A 13,993-nucleotide genomic window follows, 5' to 3' on the forward strand; every position below is an offset into this window, starting at 1 on the left:
GTCGCACACCGGTCCGGCAGTCCTCATGGGCGCAGCATCGGCGGCTCCAACGCTCAGGGTGCGAGGCCCGCCGATTTCACGATGAGCGCATATTTGCTGACTTCCGCTGCCGTGTAGCTGGCGAACTGCGCGGCGTTGCGGGTATCCGGCTCTGTGCCGATTTCCCTCAAGCGCTGCACCATGGCGGGAGCCTGGAGGACATCGGCCATTGCCTCGGACAGCTGCCTGAGTACAGGCTGCGGGACCTTGGCGGGTGCAAACAGGCCGAACCAGGCGCTGACTTCGAAGTCCGGCAAGCCACTCTCCGCCATCGTGGGCACGTCGGGAAGCAACGGACTGCGACGCAGACTTGTCACGGCCAGCGCCTTGACCTTCTGCGCCTTGAGGTTGGGAAGGGCTGTGGTCTGAAGGTCGAACATCACGGGCACATGCCCGGCCAGCACGTCCGCAAGCGCAGGCGCACTGCCGCGATACGGCACGTGCAGCAGCTGGATCTGCGCGGCGTTCGCGAGCATCTCGCCCGCCAGGTGGTTGGAGGTTCCCGGCCCGGCCGAGGCAAAGCCGATCTTGCCGGGGCTGCTCCTGCCAGCGGCGATCAGCTCCGGCACATTGCTGTAGGGCGCGGCGGGATGGGCCACCAGCACGAAGGGGATCGATGCCAGCGCGCTGACGACCGCAAAGCCCTTGATCGGGTCGTAGCCCACCTTGCTCATGGCCGGATTGATCGCCTGGGAACTGACGGTGCCCATGAGCAGGGTGTAGCCGTCGGGCTTGGCATCTGCGACGAAACGTGCGCCGATGGCGGTGCCGGCACCGGCCTTGTTCTCCACGATCACAGGCTGCCCAAGGCGTGTTGCCAGCTGTTCGCCGACGGTGCGCGCCAGGATGTCGGCCGAACCCCCCGGCGGATAGGGAACGACGAGCGTGATCGCGCGGGCAGGGTAGGTCTGTGCGAATGACGGCACAGCGAAGATGACTGCGGCCAGCAGCACCGGGGTGGCGAACAGCTTCATGAATTTCATCGTGGGCTCCAGTTGGCAGATGCGGGCGACGCCGGCGGCGCTCCCGGCGCCTTTGCCGACATGATGCGAACGGCCCGTCATAACGTCCAATACGGACTGCGTACCGAATCCATACATGAATCGAATCACCATGGTCCGGCCGGAACGCCGGGATTCAGGCGCTGCGCGCGTGCGAGACGACCTTGCTCGCCACCGACAGGAAAGAATGGATCACAGGGTTGTCGTTGGTGCGGCTGTAGGCGAACGCCAATTGGTAGGTCGGCGGCGCGCGCGTTTCGGCCACGTCGAGAAAGGTCACGTCTTTCATGGCCAGCATGCGCATGGAGGCCGGCACCAGGGCGATGCCCAGGCCGCCGGCGACCAGTGTCAGCACGGCCTGCATCTGGGAGGCTTCCTGGACGACCCTTGGCGAGAAGCCCGCGGCCTTGCAGGCACTGAGAAGCGCCGCCACGAAACCCGCGCCCTCGGCCGCTGGAAAGGCTATGAAGGGCTCTGCCGCCAGGGCCTTGATCTTCACGGAGCGCTGTTTTGCCAGGGCATGGCTGCGAGGCACGGCAATCACGAAACCCTGCGCCTGAAGATCGACAAAGGCAAGGTCCGGCACGTCCTGCAGCGGGCCGACCACCAGGGCCAGGTCGACCTCGGCGCGCCGCAGGGCCTCCACCTGCCGGGTGGTCGTATCCGCGGTCACCTGCAGGTGGACCGTCGGGTAGTCGCGTTGAAACCGCTTGAAGATGTCCGGAAGAAGGTCGAGCGCGGCGCTTGGCACGAAGGACAGGCTGAGCGAGCCTTCGGCGCCCTGGGCGGCACGCCGGGCGCGCTCCGTGGCCGCATGGGCCTGTGTCAGCAGGCGGTGCGCATCCCTCAGGAACACCTTGCCTGCCGGCGTAAGGCGCACATGGTGCCGGCTGCGGTCTATCAGCAGCGTGCCCACCTGCAGCTCCAGGTTGCGTATGGCCACGCTCAGTGGCGGCTGAGACATGTGCAGCTTCTCCGCCGCACGGCCGAAGTTGAGCTCCTCCGCCACCACCACGAACTGACGCAATTGCCTGAACTCGATCATCTGGACAGCCTTGTGAAAGTTGACTGGATATACACAGTTCGGATCACGACTCCATTTAAACAGTATTGGATGTATCAAGAGCACGCGCCTAGCATGAACGGCATCCCCCCATCGCCGAATGAAGGAACCACGCCCATGCAGCCGTCCCTGCTCGAAGAAATTCCCGCCGTTCCCAACCCCTATCCGGTCGTGTCGAAGATCGAGTACCCGGAGGTCTGGCGCCTCTGCACCCAGGCACGCGACCTGGCCTGGAACCCGATTGCAGACATCGACTATTCGGACCTCCAGCAGGCCGATCTGCCGCCGGAAGTGCGCAAGGCCGGCGCCGAATGGTGGAGCCTGCGTGCCTGGATGGAGCACGGCGCCACCCCCTATGGCGCAGAGCGCCTGCGCGACGCGATCTTTCAACACCAGCCGTTCGAGGTGAAGCAGCACATCACCAACTTCATCGCCGAGGAGTTCCGCCATCACGAGGCCAGCTTCCGCATCGCCGACGCCCTTGCCGAATACGAGCCCATGCCGCGATCGGACTACTTCAAGGACATCATCCCGCGCTTCCACGACGAGTCGGACGAGAAGGCCATGAGCTTCTTCGCCGGCCTCTCGGTCAACACGCTGTTCGAGCAGCTGTCCGGCGACCTGCTGCAGGCGCGCTACGAGAACGCCCGGTTCGACTCGATCCGCGAGGTCTGCCGGCTGATCCTGCGCGACGAGGCCCGCCACATACAGTTCGGCCGCATCATCATGCGGCGCTTCTTCAGCGAGTTGCCCTCCGACGAAAAACGCCTCATCGGCCTGAAGGTCGCGAAGAAGCTGCGCGGCAGCCTGCTCAACGGCGTCTATGCTGTCGTCAACCTGCCGGACGCCGAGCGAGCGCGCTCCGGCCGCAACCGGGCGCTGGCGGCCGACCACGGCCTTGGCGCGACGCATCCCGATGAAGAGATCGGCATCATCCGCATGGGCGTGAACAAGATTCGCGAGGACATCGGCGTGTACGGCGTCGAGATCCCGGCCATCCCGGAAATCGACAGCGCCGTGCACTGAGACCGCCATGCATCAACGCATCGTTCCCGACACCGTCGCAGCGCCTGCGGGTGCCTACAGCCACGGCATCACCACCCAAGGCCCGGGTATCTGCCTGCACGTGGCGGGCCAGATCGGCGTGACTCCGGAAGGCCGTCTGCTGGAAGGCTTCGAGGCCCAGGCCGACCAGGCCTGGAAGAATCTGGTGGCGGTGCTGCAGGCGGCCGGCATGGACGCATCGCACCTGGTCAAGGTGACGACCTACCTCACCCGTGCCGCGGACCTGCCCCGGCTCAATGCGATCCGCAGCGTGTACCTTGGATCGGCGCGGCCGGCCTCGACCCTGGTGGTGGTCGCGGCGCTGGCGCACCCGGACTGGTGTTTCGAGGTCGAGGCCACAGCCTTCCGGCAGGACTGACCGGCCATGCGCGCGATCCCTCGGCCCGGCGCAATGGACGAGCTGCTGCGCGAGGTCGGCCCGGTGTGGCAGCAGGACATCCGCAGCGCGGGCGACCGGGTCAAGGCCGCCTACCTGCCTGTGCTGATGGCGGCACCGTGCGACGGCGTCGCCGTCACGCGTGAACTTTCCTACGGATCTCATCCGCGCCAGCTGCTGGACGTCTATCGTCCGGCAGTTGCGCGTGACGCGCCTGTGGTGGTCTTCGTGCACGGCGGCGCTTTCGTGCGTGGTGCCAAGGACATCAACGAGGCCATGTACGCCAACGTGCTGACCTGGTTCGCCCGCCAGGGTTGCGTGGGCGTCAATGTCGAGTACAGGCTGGCACCGGAGGCGCCGCATCCGCAAGGTGCCCTGGACGTCGCCGCGGCCTGCGCCTGGGTGTCCGGGCACATCCACGGCTTTGGGGGCGATCCGCGCGGCATCTGCCTGATCGGCCATTCCGCCGGAGGCACCCACGCGGCGACCTTTGCCTGCGATCCGGTGCTCGCCCACCTGCGGCGCGACGTGTGCTGCCTGGTGCTGGTGTCCGCGCGGCTACGCGCCGACACCTTGCCGGAAAACCCCAACGCGGCCGGCGTGCGGGCGTATTTCGGCGACGACGCAAGCCTCTATCCGGCCCTGGCGCCTATCGCGCATGCGGCGCACCTCGCAATGCCCGTGTTCGTCGTCAATGCGCAATACGAGAACCCGCTGCTCGACGTCTATGCGACCGAATTCGCCTATCGCGTGGCGGAGGCGCGTCGTATCGCGCCGCGCCACATGACGGTCGCGGACCACAACCACGTTTCCGTCATGGCGCACTTCAACAGCGGGGAGCAACTGCTGGGCGAGCAGATCCTCGACTTCTTCGCGGCCTCCTGCCGCCGGTAGGGCAGGCGCCAGACCGACTCAGTCTTCAACACACGGCAGACTCGCGCCTGCCGCATGGTCGATGACGTAGAGCCACGAGCCATCCGCCTGTCGGCGCACGACCTCGGCCGAACTTCCGGCGAGGATTGTCTTTCCCGTCGGCGAGGCCAGGCTGTAGTCGGCCCGCAGTAGCGCAAGGCCGTCCACTTCCACGCAGAAGTTGTTGCGGGACACCATGACGCCCGAAATCTCCAGCAGCTTGCCGAGCTCGGCGGCGATGGCGGGCTTTCCCCTGCAGGTCCGAGTCGAGGGATCGGTGCGCAAGGCTGCATCCGGTTCGTACAGAGACAGCAGGTTGTCGATGCTGCGGCTGTTGAATGCCTGGGCAAAAGCTTCGTTCATTGCGGCGGGGGTCGTGACCTTGAACATGACGGATGAACTCTCTCTGAAATACGATGGAGCTCATCACAACATGCGGATCCGGCACTCACCAAATGGATAGGACTGCAGAGAATCCGGCAGCTCCGGCCGGCATCGACACGCCGATGCCCAAGCATGCCAGCGAGTGCCCCGTCGAAGAATGGCTGGCCTTCCTGGGGCACCGCTGGAACGCGCTGATTCTTTGGCATCTGCAAACCGGTCCCAAGCGTCATGGCGAACTGGTCGAGTGCCTGGCCGGAATCACGCCCAAGGTGTTGACCGAACGCCTGGATGGCCTGGAGCAACGAGGCCTGGTTTCGCGGGAGCTCCTGGCGAGTTTTCCCCGCGGGGTTCTCTATACGCTGTCGGCGCGCGGGCGGTCGCTGGTCTTGGTGCTGGATCGGTTGGAAATGTGGGCAAAAACTGGCCGATCGGGCTGACCCGAGGTGCGCCCGCCACAGTTTGAGCCTCAGTCCGTCAGGTACCGCCAGATCAGAGCCATCCCCGAACACAGCACGATCACACTGACGATGCGCAGGAATTGCCCACGCGACAGTGCCAGCGTGATGCGCCGCCCAAGGGCCGTGCCGACAAGCATCGCGGGCGCCAGCGCCACGACCAGCACGAATATTTCCCGGTTGGCGTAGACGCCTGCAAGCAGGAAGAGCACCGCGCGCGTCAGCGTGGAAAGGCCGATCAATGTGGATTGCGTCACCCGGATGCGTTCATTGGCCTCGAGACGTCCGGCCAGATAGATGGCGTAGATGAAGCCGCCGCTGCCGAACAGCGCGGAGAAAACGCCGCCCACCAATCCGAATGGCAGCGCTGCGCGCGATGTGAACTTTGCGCCCGATTTGAAGCCGCTGAGCGAATACAAGGCGTAGCCCACGGCGAAGACGCCCAGCGCCAACAGCAAGGTCTCTGCCCGGCCCAGCAGAAGGATGGCGGCGCCGCACAGGCTGCCCAGTGCCATCGCCGGCACGATGCGCCGCAATTCCGCCGTGTCGGCCGACTTGCCGTCGCGTGCCACGTTGACGCCCGCTGCCGCGAAATCCAGCAGTGCCAGCAGCGGCACGATGGTGGCCACCGGGACGAAGTGCGCCAGCACAGGACCGGCCACCAGCGCGGTGCCGAAGCCCGCGAGGCCGAAGATCACATAGGCGATGGCTACGCCAAGACACACGACCAAAAGCTGAAGCGGGGGCAGCGGCAGGCTGGCATGAACGAAAGCAACGAGGGCATCCACGGGGCATCGGGAAGAGTTGATCGGCCCGGCCAATCTATCGACCCGCGCCCGAAACGGCCAATAGAGAATGCGGCGTGCGCTTATCTCGAAATCAGCTGGATCCGCCGGCCTTGGTGCCCAGTGATGCCTGCAGTGCATCGGCGAAGCGCTGCACCAGCGCCGGTGCGTCGCGCCGCCATAACGCCAGCACGCCGGTCGTGCAATCGCCGCCTTCGAGCGGCAGAAGACATACGCCTTCCGGCGCCAGCCGCGCCATGGATTCGGGCACGACCGCGATCCCGAAGCCACCCTGCACCAGCGCGAGTTGCGCCCACTTGCGCGAGCGCACCGAGGCAGGCAGAGGTTGGAAGCCCTGCACCCGGCACAACTCGGCCACCCGGTGGCTCAGGCCACCGCGCTCGAGGTGCGGCATGGCAACGAAGCGCTCATGGCGAAGTGCGGCCAGGGGCACGCTGGCTCGGGCAGCCAGCGCGTGGCCGGTGGGCACCGCGGCCACCAGCGGCTCCTCGTACAGAGGCACGTAGTGCACGTCGCCAAAGCGCCGCAGGATGGGGGCGCGCGCAAGTCCCACGTCGGCGCGGCCCTCGTGGATGTCCAGCGCCTGGTGTTCCGAGGCAGCCTGCGAGACCTCGATCGACACACCGGGATGTTGTTCCGAATGCTGCCGCACCAGCGCAAGGATGGGGGCGTTCAAGGGAACGGAACTCGAATGCAACAGTTGCAGCGTGCCTTCGGTGCCGCGCTGAGCGTGGCTCGCGCGGGCCGCCGCGTCCTCCAGCGCAGCCAGGATGCGGCGCGCATCGGCGTACAGCGACCGGCCTGCCGCCGTCATCTCCAGGTGGCGCGTGTCGCGCTCCAGCAGGGTTGCCTGAAGTTCCCGTTCCATCTCGCGCACCTGCCGGCTCAGGGCCGATTGGGCGATGAACAAGCGCTCGGCCGCCAAGCTGAAGCTTCCGGCGTCGACGATCTCCACGAAATAGCGCAACTGCCGGGGGGTGAGCATGGTGACTTTCTCTCGACTTTGCAATCAGCCTTCAAGCATTCGCCAGTTCGGCCAGATGGCTTGAAAAGTCACCCCCGGCACCGGCCGCATTCACGTGCTCGAAATGGTCGTACCAACCCGATGCCTTGATGCCTGCCAACAAGGCATCGCGGGCCTTGGCATCAGGAAAGCGCCAGATGCCGAGGAAGCGATGGCTGCTGGCCTGGTCGACGCCCGATTCGGTCTGGCCCAGCATCAGGATTTCGACGCCAAGCTCGCTCAGGCCGCCCATGCCTGCCTTGATTCCGTCCAGGAACTGGCTGCGCTGCACCGCCGGCAATGCGAGCCAGCGGGGTTTGGGGGAATAGAGTTCAACGAGGTAGTGGGACATGGAAGCTCCTTTGCTTGAGGTTGTGATGCGCGGTGCCGCTGGTCATGACCGGCCTGCCGCCACCTTTTGCAGCAGGCCGGCGAGCGTCTTTCGCTCCTGTACGGACAGATGGAGGAACAGGCTGGCAATCCAGCGGCCGTGTTGATCGAACGCCTTCCGGGCCATCTGCTTGCCCTTGCGCGTCAGTCGAATGTTCAAGGAGCGCCGATCGTTGGCATCGGCATGCCGCTCGATCAACGATTCGCGTTCCAGTCCATCGAGCAGGCCGGTGACGGTGGCGCGCGTCACGCCAGCCTGCTCGGCAAGCGCATTCGGGGCCAGGCCGTCATCGGCCGCGTCGAGCACGAACAACAGCACGAAGCGGCCTTCGGACAGACCGAACGGCGCCAGCAGCGCGGCGCAGTCGCGGTCGATGGACGAGGCGAGCGACAGCACCTGGAAGCAAAGCCGGATGTTGTCCAGGTCGGGGATCTGGCGCCGCTCGGCTTCGCCCAGAAGGGCCAGGTATTTCTGTTCGAGATTTTTCATAGCCACCATATTGTATGGTGGCTAATCATATATATGGCAATCCTGTGGCGCAAGGGTTCTTGTTGTTATTGCGAATGCATTCGCAATTGCAATATAGTCAAGGTATGGAACACCCGACCCGCCAAACTGAAGCTGCGCCCAATGCCTGGCCGGAAAGCCCGCCGAGCCTGCTGATGGCCAGCGCATGGGTGCGCGTGGCGGGCGCGCTGATGCTGGCCGCGGCACTGTGGCTGGCTGCAGGCTGGGCGCTGAAATGAGCGGGGCGCCGATGTCTCCTCCCGCCATCCGGTTGAACAACCTCACGGTGGCCTATCGCAGCCACCCGGCCGTGCATCACCTGTCGGGAGAGTTTGCGCCGGGCTCGCTCACCGCCATCGTCGGGCCGAACGGTGCGGGCAAGACCAGCCTGCTTGCCGCGATCATGGGACGCATCCGGCCAGCCGAGGGCGGGGTCTCCTTCGACGGCGCCTCGCGCGACCGCATCGCGTGGCTGCCGCAGCAGGCCGAGATCGATCGGAGCTTTCCGATCCGGGTGTTCGACCTGGTGGCGCTCGGGCATTGGGGGCGGCTCGGCAGCTTCAAGGGCATCGCCGCGCGGCAGCGCGATGCCGTGGGAGCCGCGCTGGAGGCCGTCGGCCTTGGCGGCTTCCAGCGCCGCGGCATCGCCGAGCTGTCGGCGGGGCAGTTCCAGCGCGTGCTCTTTGCGCGCGTGCTGCTGCAGGACGCACCGGTGATCCTGCTGGACGAGCCGTTCAACGCAATCGACGCGCGCACCACCGCCGACCTGCTGGGCGTGGTCGCGCGCTGGCATGCGGAGGCACGCACCGTGATTGCCGTGCTGCATGACCTCGAGCAGGTCCGCCTGCATTTCGATTGCACCCTGCTCATGGCGCGGCGCTGTGTGGCCTGGGGGCCGACGGCCGAAGTGCTGCATGCCGAGAACCTGTTCCGCGCGCGCCAGATGGCCGAGGCGTGGGACGAGGATGCGCCCGTGTGCAGGGAGGCGGCATGAGCCGCCGGGCCGCTCCCAAGGCGAATACCGCAGCGCATAGCGCGGAGGTTGTGTCGTGAACGCCGGTGCCTTGCTGGTCCAGCCCTTCGTGGAATACGGCTTCATGCGCCGTGCGCTGGTGGCCACGCTGGCGCTCGGCCTGGGCAGCGCGCCGATCGGCACCTTGCTGGTATTGCGGCGCATGAGCCTGATGGGCGACGCCATGGGGCACGCGCTGCTGCCGGGCGCGGCGCTCGGCTTTCTGTTTGCCGGCTTCTCGCTGGCCGCAATGAGCGCGGGCGGATTCCTCGCGGCGCTCGCCGTAGCGCTGGCGGCGGGTTTTGTCACGCGCGTCACGTCGCAGCGCGAGGACGCGAGCTTTGCGGCCTTCTACCTGATCGCGCTCGCGCTGGGCGTGCTGCTGGTGTCGACCCACGGCAGCAGCGTCGACCTGATGCACATGCTTTTCGGCACCATCCTTGCGGTGGACGATGCGGCGCTGCTGCTGATGGCCGGCGTCGCGAGCCTGACCCTAGTCGTGCTGGCGGTGATCTACCGGCCGCTGCTCGTGGAATGTCTCGATCCGGGTTTCCTGCGCAACGTGGGTGGCCCCGGCTCGCTGGTGCACGGCGTCTTTCTGGTTCTTACGGTTGCCAACCTGGTGGCGGGCTTCCAGGCGCTGGGCACGCTGATGGCGGTCGGCTTGATGATGCTGCCGGCCACCGCCGCGCGCTTCTGGGCCGCCGAAGTCTGGAGCCTTGCGCTGGTTGCGGCCGGCATCGCGCTGCTCTCGGGCTTTGCCGGGCTGCTGCTGTCCTTCCATGCGCAGTGGCCCTCGGGGCCCGCGATCGTGCTGGTGGCGGGCGCGGCCTACCTGCTGTCGCTGGTTTTCGGTTCGAACGGCGGACTGCTTGCCCGGCTGCTGCGCTCACGCTCTCATCGAAATGCCTGACATGAACCTCCCAGCGAACCCCGCGCGCCGCCGCTTCTTCACCGCGTCGCTCATCGCGCTGCCGCTGCCGGCGCTTGCCCAATCCACCGCGCCGCGGCCGCTGCGCGTCGTCGCGAGCTTCTCGATCCTTGCCGACATGGCGCGCAAGATCGGCGGCAGCGCGGTCGAAGTCGCGGCCCTGGTCGGTCCGGACTCCGACGCGCACGTCTTCCAGCCGAGCCCGGCCGATGCGCGGCGCCTTGCCAATGCCGAACTGGTCGTCGTCAACGGCCTGGCGTTCGAAGGCTGGATGGACCGGCTTGTGCGTTCATCCGGCTATCGCGGTCCCGTCGTCGTGGCCAGCGAGGGCGTGCCGGTGCGCCGCATGGGCCGCGAATCCGATCCGCATGCATGGCAAGACCTTGCGAACGCCCAGCGCTATGCGGCGAACCTGCGCGATGCCATGGCGCGGGCACGGCCGGCATTCGCGGCCGAGATCGGCCAACGCTGCGCGAGCTACATCGAGCGGCTCCAGGCGCTCGACCGCGAGGTTCGCGCGCGTTTCGATGCGGTGCCGCGCCAGCATCGCCGCGTGATCAGCTCGCACGATGCGTTCGGCTATTTCGGCGCCGCCTACGGCATCGAGTTTCTTGCGCCGCAGGGCATGAACACCGACAGCGAGCCTTCTGCCGCCTCGGTTGCGCGCCTGATCGACCAGATCCGGCGCGAGGACGTGCGCGCGGTGTTCGTCGAGAACATTTCCGACCCGCGGCTGGTCCAGCGCATTGCGCGCGAAGGCGGGGTCATCGTCGGCGGCCGGCTTTATTCCGATGCGCTGTCGGCGCCCGGAACCGAGGCAGACACCTACCTGAAGCTGTTCGCGCACAACGCCACAACCATTGCCTCGGCTCTCTCGGCGAAACGCTGAGCTTGCCGAGTACCAGATCAATCTTTACTCGGAGTCGTCCATGAGCCTTATTCCCGTCACCATCCTCACCGGCTTCCTCGGCAGCGGCAAGACCACGCTGCTGAACCGCATCCTGAAGGAGCAGCACGGCCACAAGATTGCAGTGATTGAAAACGAGTTCGGCGAAGCCGGCATCGACAACGAACTGCTGGTGCAGGAAGAGGGCGAGCAGATCATCGAGATGAACAACGGCTGCATCTGCTGCACCGTGCGCGGCGATCTGGTGCGCATCCTCGGCGAGCTGGCGGCGCGCCGCAAGAATGGCAGTGCGAGCTTCGACCGCGTGATCATCGAGACCACCGGGCTGGCCGACCCGGCGCCCGTGGCACAGACCTTCTTCGTCGATGAAGAGATCAGCCAGACCTACCTGCTCGATGCGATCGTCACGCTGGTCGACGCCAAGCACGCGATGGCGCAGCTCGACGAGCACCATGAAGCCCAGGAGCAGGTGGGCTTCGCGGACCGCATCCTGTTGTCCAAGACCGATCTGGTGTCGGTCGAAGAGGTGAGGGCGCTCGAGCAGCGCCTGCTGCGCATGAATGCGCGTGCACCGATCACCGCGGCGCATTTCGGCCAGGCTCCGATCGACCAGCTGCTCGACATCCGCGGGTTCAACCTGAACGCGATCCTCGAGATCGAGCCCGACTTCCTGACCGATGTCGATCACGAACACGACGACGATGTCTCCAGCTTTGTCTTTCGCGCCGAACGGCCTTTCGATGCGGCGCGGCTGGAAGACTTTTTCGGCGCCATCCTGCGGATCTACGGCACCCACCTGATGCGCTACAAGGGCGTGATCGCAGTGGTCGGGCTGGACACCCGCGTGGTGCTGCAAGGCGTCCACATGCTGATGGGCACCGAGGCCGGCCCCAGCTGGAAAGAAGGCGAGCCGCGCCACAGCCGCATCGTCTTCATCGGCAAGCAGCTGCCCAGGGATGTGCTGGTGCAGGGACTCGAACAATGCCTGGCCGCAGCAGCATGAAGCCATGCCCATCGATCCGCCGCCACAGGGCGATGCGCGCCATGGCATGCATCGCCGGCCTGGCGATGCACCCGGCCGTATCGCGCGCCCAGGCTGCCTTGCCGGCGGTCGAGGTCTCGGCCGGCGAAACCGCTCCCGGCAGCAGCCTGGGCCTCGACCTCCCGAGCGCGACCGGTTCGCGCCTCGGCCTTGCGCCGCGCGAGACGCCGGCCAGTGTCAGCAGCCTGGGCAGCACCGACATCGCCGAACGCAACCTGGCGCGTGCGCAGGATGTCGCCGTTCGTTTCCCCGGCGTTACCGAAGCGCCCGCGCCCGGCAACGGCGGCACCAGCCTGGTGGCGCGGGGCTTTGCCGGGCACAACTCCGTGGCCCAACTGGTCGATGGCACCCGGCTGGTGGTTGCGTCCGGCACCGTGACCTATCCGTTCTCCACCTGGCCCTTCGAGTCGGTCGAGGTGCTCCGGGGGCCGGCCTCGGTGCTCTTTGGCGACGGCGCCATCGGCGCGGCCGTCAACTACATCACCAAACAGCCCCGGTTCGACCGCACCGAGCGCGAAGCCTTCTTCAGCCTGGGCTCCTTCGGAACCCGGCAAGGCGGCATCGGCCTGCGCGGGCCGATCAATGACACCTTGGCCTATTCCGTCTACGTCGACGCGGGCACGAGCGATGGATTTCGCCGCCTCGAGAACTACAATCGGCAGAACTACGCACTCGCCCTTGCGGCGCGCCCGAGCAGCGCGCTCAAGTTCACGTTGTCGTTCGATGGCGGGCGCAATGACGATGCCCGCTACTTCGGCACGCCGCTTCTCGATGGCGTGCTCGACAGCCGGCTGCGGCGCACCAATTTCAACGTGGGCGATTCGGTCGTGAAGTACGACGACCACATGTGGCGCGCCAAGGCCGAATACCAGCTCGGCAACGGCATCCAGCTGCGCAACGAGCTCTACCACCTGGCGTCCGCGCGCCATTGGCGCAACGCGGAGGCCTACGCCTTCAACAAGGCCGGCACGCGGGTCGGCCGCGGCGACTACATCGAGATCCTGCATGACCAGGAGCAGACGGGCAACCGGTTCGATGCCACCTTCGACGGGCAGCTCGGCGGCCTGAAGAACCGCTTCGTCGCCGGCCTGGACTGGTATCGCACGACCCTGCTGCACACCAACAATTCGCCGTACGGCGGCGCGAGCTCGGTCGACCCGTTCTTCTTTGCGCCGGGCCATTTCATCAGTCCGGTGCCAACGCTGCCGGGACGCCGCTCGACCCTGGAGACGACTGCGCTTTTCGCGGAGGACGCGCTGGAACTCGCTCCGGGATGGAAGCTCGTGGCCGGCCTGCGCAGCGATCGCATGAGCCTCGACAACAGCGATCTGCGCACGGGCACCCGTCTGTCGAAGACATACAGCCCGGTCACGGGCCGCATCGGTGCGGTGTGGGCTCCCAGCGATACGGTTTCCTTCTATGGCCAATACGGAACGGGAACCGACCCATTGAGCGGCGCGCTTTCGCTTCCGAACGGTGGCAATGCCTTCGACCTGACCAAGGGCCGGCAGCTCGAAGTGGGCGCCAAGGGCAGCCTGCCGGCGATCAAGGGCGAATGGACGCTGGCCCTCTACCGCATCGAAAAGCGCAACCTGCTGTCCCGCGATGCCAATGATCCCAAGGTCACCCAACAGGTCGGTCGCCAATCGTCGACCGGCATCGAGCTGGCCCTGGCGGCCGAGCCGCTGCCCGGCTGGACGATCGACGCCAATGCGGCATTGCTGCGTGCGCGCTACGACGACTTCAACGAAGTGGTTGCCGGGCGCGCTGTCTCCCGCGCGGGCAACATCCCGATCGGCGTGCCCGAACGCGCGGCCAACCTGTGGACGGCCTATCGCTTCCAGCCGCAGTGGCAGCTGGGCATCGGTGCGCGCTACGTTGGCACGCGGCAGTCCAATGCGGCCAACACGGCGCGCCTGCCGGCCTACACCGTGTTCGATGCGTCGCTGGTCTACGAGTACTCGCGCAGCCTGGACTTCAGCCTGGCCGTCAAGAACCTGGCGCACCGCGACTACGCGGTTTCGGGCACTGGCAACGTGCGCTGGCTGCTGGGAGCGCCGCGCACGGTGCAGCTGACGGCGCGTGCGCGCTTCTGAGTG

Annotated in this window: 17 protein-coding genes; 10 read left to right on the forward strand and 7 right to left on the reverse strand. The window is 66.5% G+C overall.

Translation table 11 applies throughout. The features are described from left to right. Nucleotides 1-53: 53 nt before the first annotated feature. Nucleotides 54-1,154, reverse strand: a complete 1,101-nt coding sequence (locus L1081_RS07350) for a tripartite tricarboxylate transporter substrate-binding protein (protein WP_489415832.1) — start codon at nt 1,152-1,154, stop codon at nt 54-56. A gap of 22 nt (nt 1,155-1,176) precedes the next feature. Next, entirely contained in the window at nt 1,177-2,085 is a 909-nt protein-coding gene (locus L1081_RS07355) for a LysR substrate-binding domain-containing protein (protein WP_489415833.1), read from the reverse strand. A gap of 135 nt (nt 2,086-2,220) precedes the next feature. Here L1081_RS07355 and L1081_RS07360 point away from each other — a divergent pair, with 135 nt between their 5' ends. The 3 genes from L1081_RS07360 to L1081_RS07370 are packed head-to-tail and all read left to right on the forward strand — an operon-like array spanning nt 2,221 to nt 4,438. Then, entirely contained in the window at nt 2,221-3,129 is a 909-nt protein-coding gene (locus L1081_RS07360; protein WP_489415834.1) for a ferritin family protein, read from the forward strand. Between the two features lie 7 nt (nt 3,130-3,136). After that, nucleotides 3,137-3,526 carry a Rid family hydrolase gene (locus L1081_RS07365; RefSeq protein WP_489415835.1) on the forward strand — a complete coding sequence of 130 codons (390 nt, stop codon included), beginning with the start codon at nt 3,137-3,139 and terminating at the stop codon, nt 3,524-3,526. Between the two features lie 6 nt (nt 3,527-3,532). Beyond that, nucleotides 3,533-4,438: an alpha/beta fold hydrolase gene (locus L1081_RS07370; protein ID WP_489415836.1), complete on the forward strand. Its 906-nt coding sequence runs from the start codon at nt 3,533-3,535 to the stop codon at nt 4,436-4,438. 18 nt (nt 4,439-4,456) lie between these two features. Here L1081_RS07370 and L1081_RS07375 read toward each other — a convergent pair whose 3' ends face one another. Continuing rightward, nucleotides 4,457-4,846, reverse strand: a complete 390-nt coding sequence (locus L1081_RS07375; RefSeq protein WP_489415837.1) for a nuclear transport factor 2 family protein — start codon at nt 4,844-4,846, stop codon at nt 4,457-4,459. 26 nt (nt 4,847-4,872) lie between these two features. Here L1081_RS07375 and L1081_RS07380 point away from each other — a divergent pair, with 26 nt between their 5' ends. Further along, entirely contained in the window at nt 4,873-5,277 is a 405-nt protein-coding gene (locus L1081_RS07380) for an HxlR-like winged helix-turn-helix transcriptional regulator (protein WP_489415838.1), read from the forward strand. A gap of 29 nt (nt 5,278-5,306) precedes the next feature. On the opposite strand, the gene L1081_RS07385 is transcribed toward L1081_RS07380, so the two are convergent. The 4 genes from L1081_RS07385 to L1081_RS07400 all read right to left on the reverse strand — a co-directional run bounded on the left by L1081_RS07385 (nt 5,307) and on the right by L1081_RS07400 (nt 7,984). Then, nucleotides 5,307-6,083, reverse strand: coding sequence for a TSUP family transporter (locus L1081_RS07385; RefSeq protein ID WP_489415839.1), 777 nt, complete (start codon nt 6,081-6,083; stop codon nt 5,307-5,309). 91 nt (nt 6,084-6,174) lie between these two features. Then, nucleotides 6,175-7,086, reverse strand: coding sequence for a LysR substrate-binding domain-containing protein (locus L1081_RS07390; RefSeq protein ID WP_489415840.1), 912 nt, complete (start codon nt 7,084-7,086; stop codon nt 6,175-6,177). Nucleotides 7,087-7,117: 31 nt separating this feature from the next. Further along, nucleotides 7,118-7,456, reverse strand: a complete 339-nt coding sequence (locus tag L1081_RS07395; RefSeq protein WP_489415841.1) for a DUF6616 family protein — start codon at nt 7,454-7,456, stop codon at nt 7,118-7,120. 42 nt (nt 7,457-7,498) lie between these two features. Then, complete coding sequence (locus tag L1081_RS07400) at nt 7,499-7,984, reverse strand: MarR family transcriptional regulator (RefSeq protein ID WP_489415842.1); 486 nt, start codon at nt 7,982-7,984, stop codon at nt 7,499-7,501. 104 nt (nt 7,985-8,088) lie between these two features. Here L1081_RS07400 and L1081_RS07405 point away from each other — a divergent pair, with 104 nt between their 5' ends. The 6 genes from L1081_RS07405 to L1081_RS07430 are packed head-to-tail and all read left to right on the forward strand — an operon-like array spanning nt 8,089 to nt 13,990. After that, a complete protein-coding gene (locus L1081_RS07405) occupies nt 8,089-8,241 on the forward strand; it encodes a hypothetical protein (protein WP_489415843.1) in 153 nt (50 codons plus the stop codon). An 11-nt stretch (nt 8,242-8,252) separates the two neighbouring features. After that, the gene (locus L1081_RS07410) at nt 8,253-8,996 is read left to right on the forward strand and encodes an ATP-binding cassette domain-containing protein (RefSeq protein ID WP_489415844.1); all 744 of its coding nucleotides are present in this window, start codon (nt 8,253-8,255) and stop codon (nt 8,994-8,996) included. 55 nt (nt 8,997-9,051) lie between these two features. Continuing rightward, nucleotides 9,052-9,927: a metal ABC transporter permease gene (locus tag L1081_RS07415; protein WP_489415845.1), complete on the forward strand. Its 876-nt coding sequence runs from the start codon at nt 9,052-9,054 to the stop codon at nt 9,925-9,927. Nucleotide 9,928: 1 nt separating this feature from the next. After that, a complete protein-coding gene (locus L1081_RS07420; RefSeq protein WP_489415846.1) occupies nt 9,929-10,834 on the forward strand; it encodes a metal ABC transporter solute-binding protein, Zn/Mn family in 906 nt (301 codons plus the stop codon). 40 nt (nt 10,835-10,874) lie between these two features. Continuing rightward, a complete protein-coding gene (locus L1081_RS07425; protein ID WP_489415847.1) occupies nt 10,875-11,855 on the forward strand; it encodes a GTP-binding protein in 981 nt (326 codons plus the stop codon). 41 nt (nt 11,856-11,896) lie between these two features. Next, a complete protein-coding gene (locus L1081_RS07430) occupies nt 11,897-13,990 on the forward strand; it encodes a TonB-dependent siderophore receptor (RefSeq protein ID WP_489415848.1) in 2,094 nt (697 codons plus the stop codon). Nucleotides 13,991-13,993 lie beyond the last annotated feature (3 nt).

It is taken from the genome of Variovorax sp. MSC1_012, assembly GCF_023667525.1.
Lineage (GTDB): Bacteria > Pseudomonadota > Gammaproteobacteria > Burkholderiales > Burkholderiaceae_C > Variovorax > Variovorax beijingensis_B.

Coding starts and splice junctions, on each gene's coding strand:
- L1081_RS07350 (WP_489415832.1), bottom strand. CDS start 1,154: ATGGTGATTCGATTCATGTATGGATTCGGTACGCAGTCCGTATTGGAC.
- L1081_RS07355 (WP_489415833.1), bottom strand. CDS start 2,085: ATGATCGAGTTCAGGCAATTGCGTCAGTTCGTGGTGGTGGCGGAGGAG.
- L1081_RS07360 (WP_489415834.1), top strand. CDS start 2,221: ATGCAGCCGTCCCTGCTCGAAGAAATTCCCGCCGTTCCCAACCCCTAT.
- L1081_RS07365 (WP_489415835.1), top strand. CDS start 3,137: ATGCATCAACGCATCGTTCCCGACACCGTCGCAGCGCCTGCGGGTGCC.
- L1081_RS07370 (WP_489415836.1), top strand. CDS start 3,533: ATGCGCGCGATCCCTCGGCCCGGCGCAATGGACGAGCTGCTGCGCGAG.
- L1081_RS07375 (WP_489415837.1), bottom strand. CDS start 4,846: ATGTTCAAGGTCACGACCCCCGCCGCAATGAACGAAGCTTTTGCCCAG.
- L1081_RS07380 (WP_489415838.1), top strand. CDS start 4,873: ATGGAGCTCATCACAACATGCGGATCCGGCACTCACCAAATGGATAGG.
- L1081_RS07390 (WP_489415840.1), bottom strand. CDS start 7,086: ATGCTCACCCCCCGGCAGTTGCGCTATTTCGTGGAGATCGTCGACGCC.
- L1081_RS07395 (WP_489415841.1), bottom strand. CDS start 7,456: ATGTCCCACTACCTCGTTGAACTCTATTCCCCCAAACCCCGCTGGCTC.
- L1081_RS07400 (WP_489415842.1), bottom strand. CDS start 7,984: ATGAAAAATCTCGAACAGAAATACCTGGCCCTTCTGGGCGAAGCCGAG.
- L1081_RS07405 (WP_489415843.1), top strand. CDS start 8,089: ATGGAACACCCGACCCGCCAAACTGAAGCTGCGCCCAATGCCTGGCCG.
- L1081_RS07410 (WP_489415844.1), top strand. CDS start 8,253: ATGTCTCCTCCCGCCATCCGGTTGAACAACCTCACGGTGGCCTATCGC.
- L1081_RS07420 (WP_489415846.1), top strand. CDS start 9,929: ATGAACCTCCCAGCGAACCCCGCGCGCCGCCGCTTCTTCACCGCGTCG.
- L1081_RS07425 (WP_489415847.1), top strand. CDS start 10,875: ATGAGCCTTATTCCCGTCACCATCCTCACCGGCTTCCTCGGCAGCGGC.
- L1081_RS07430 (WP_489415848.1), top strand. CDS start 11,897: ATGGCATGCATCGCCGGCCTGGCGATGCACCCGGCCGTATCGCGCGCC.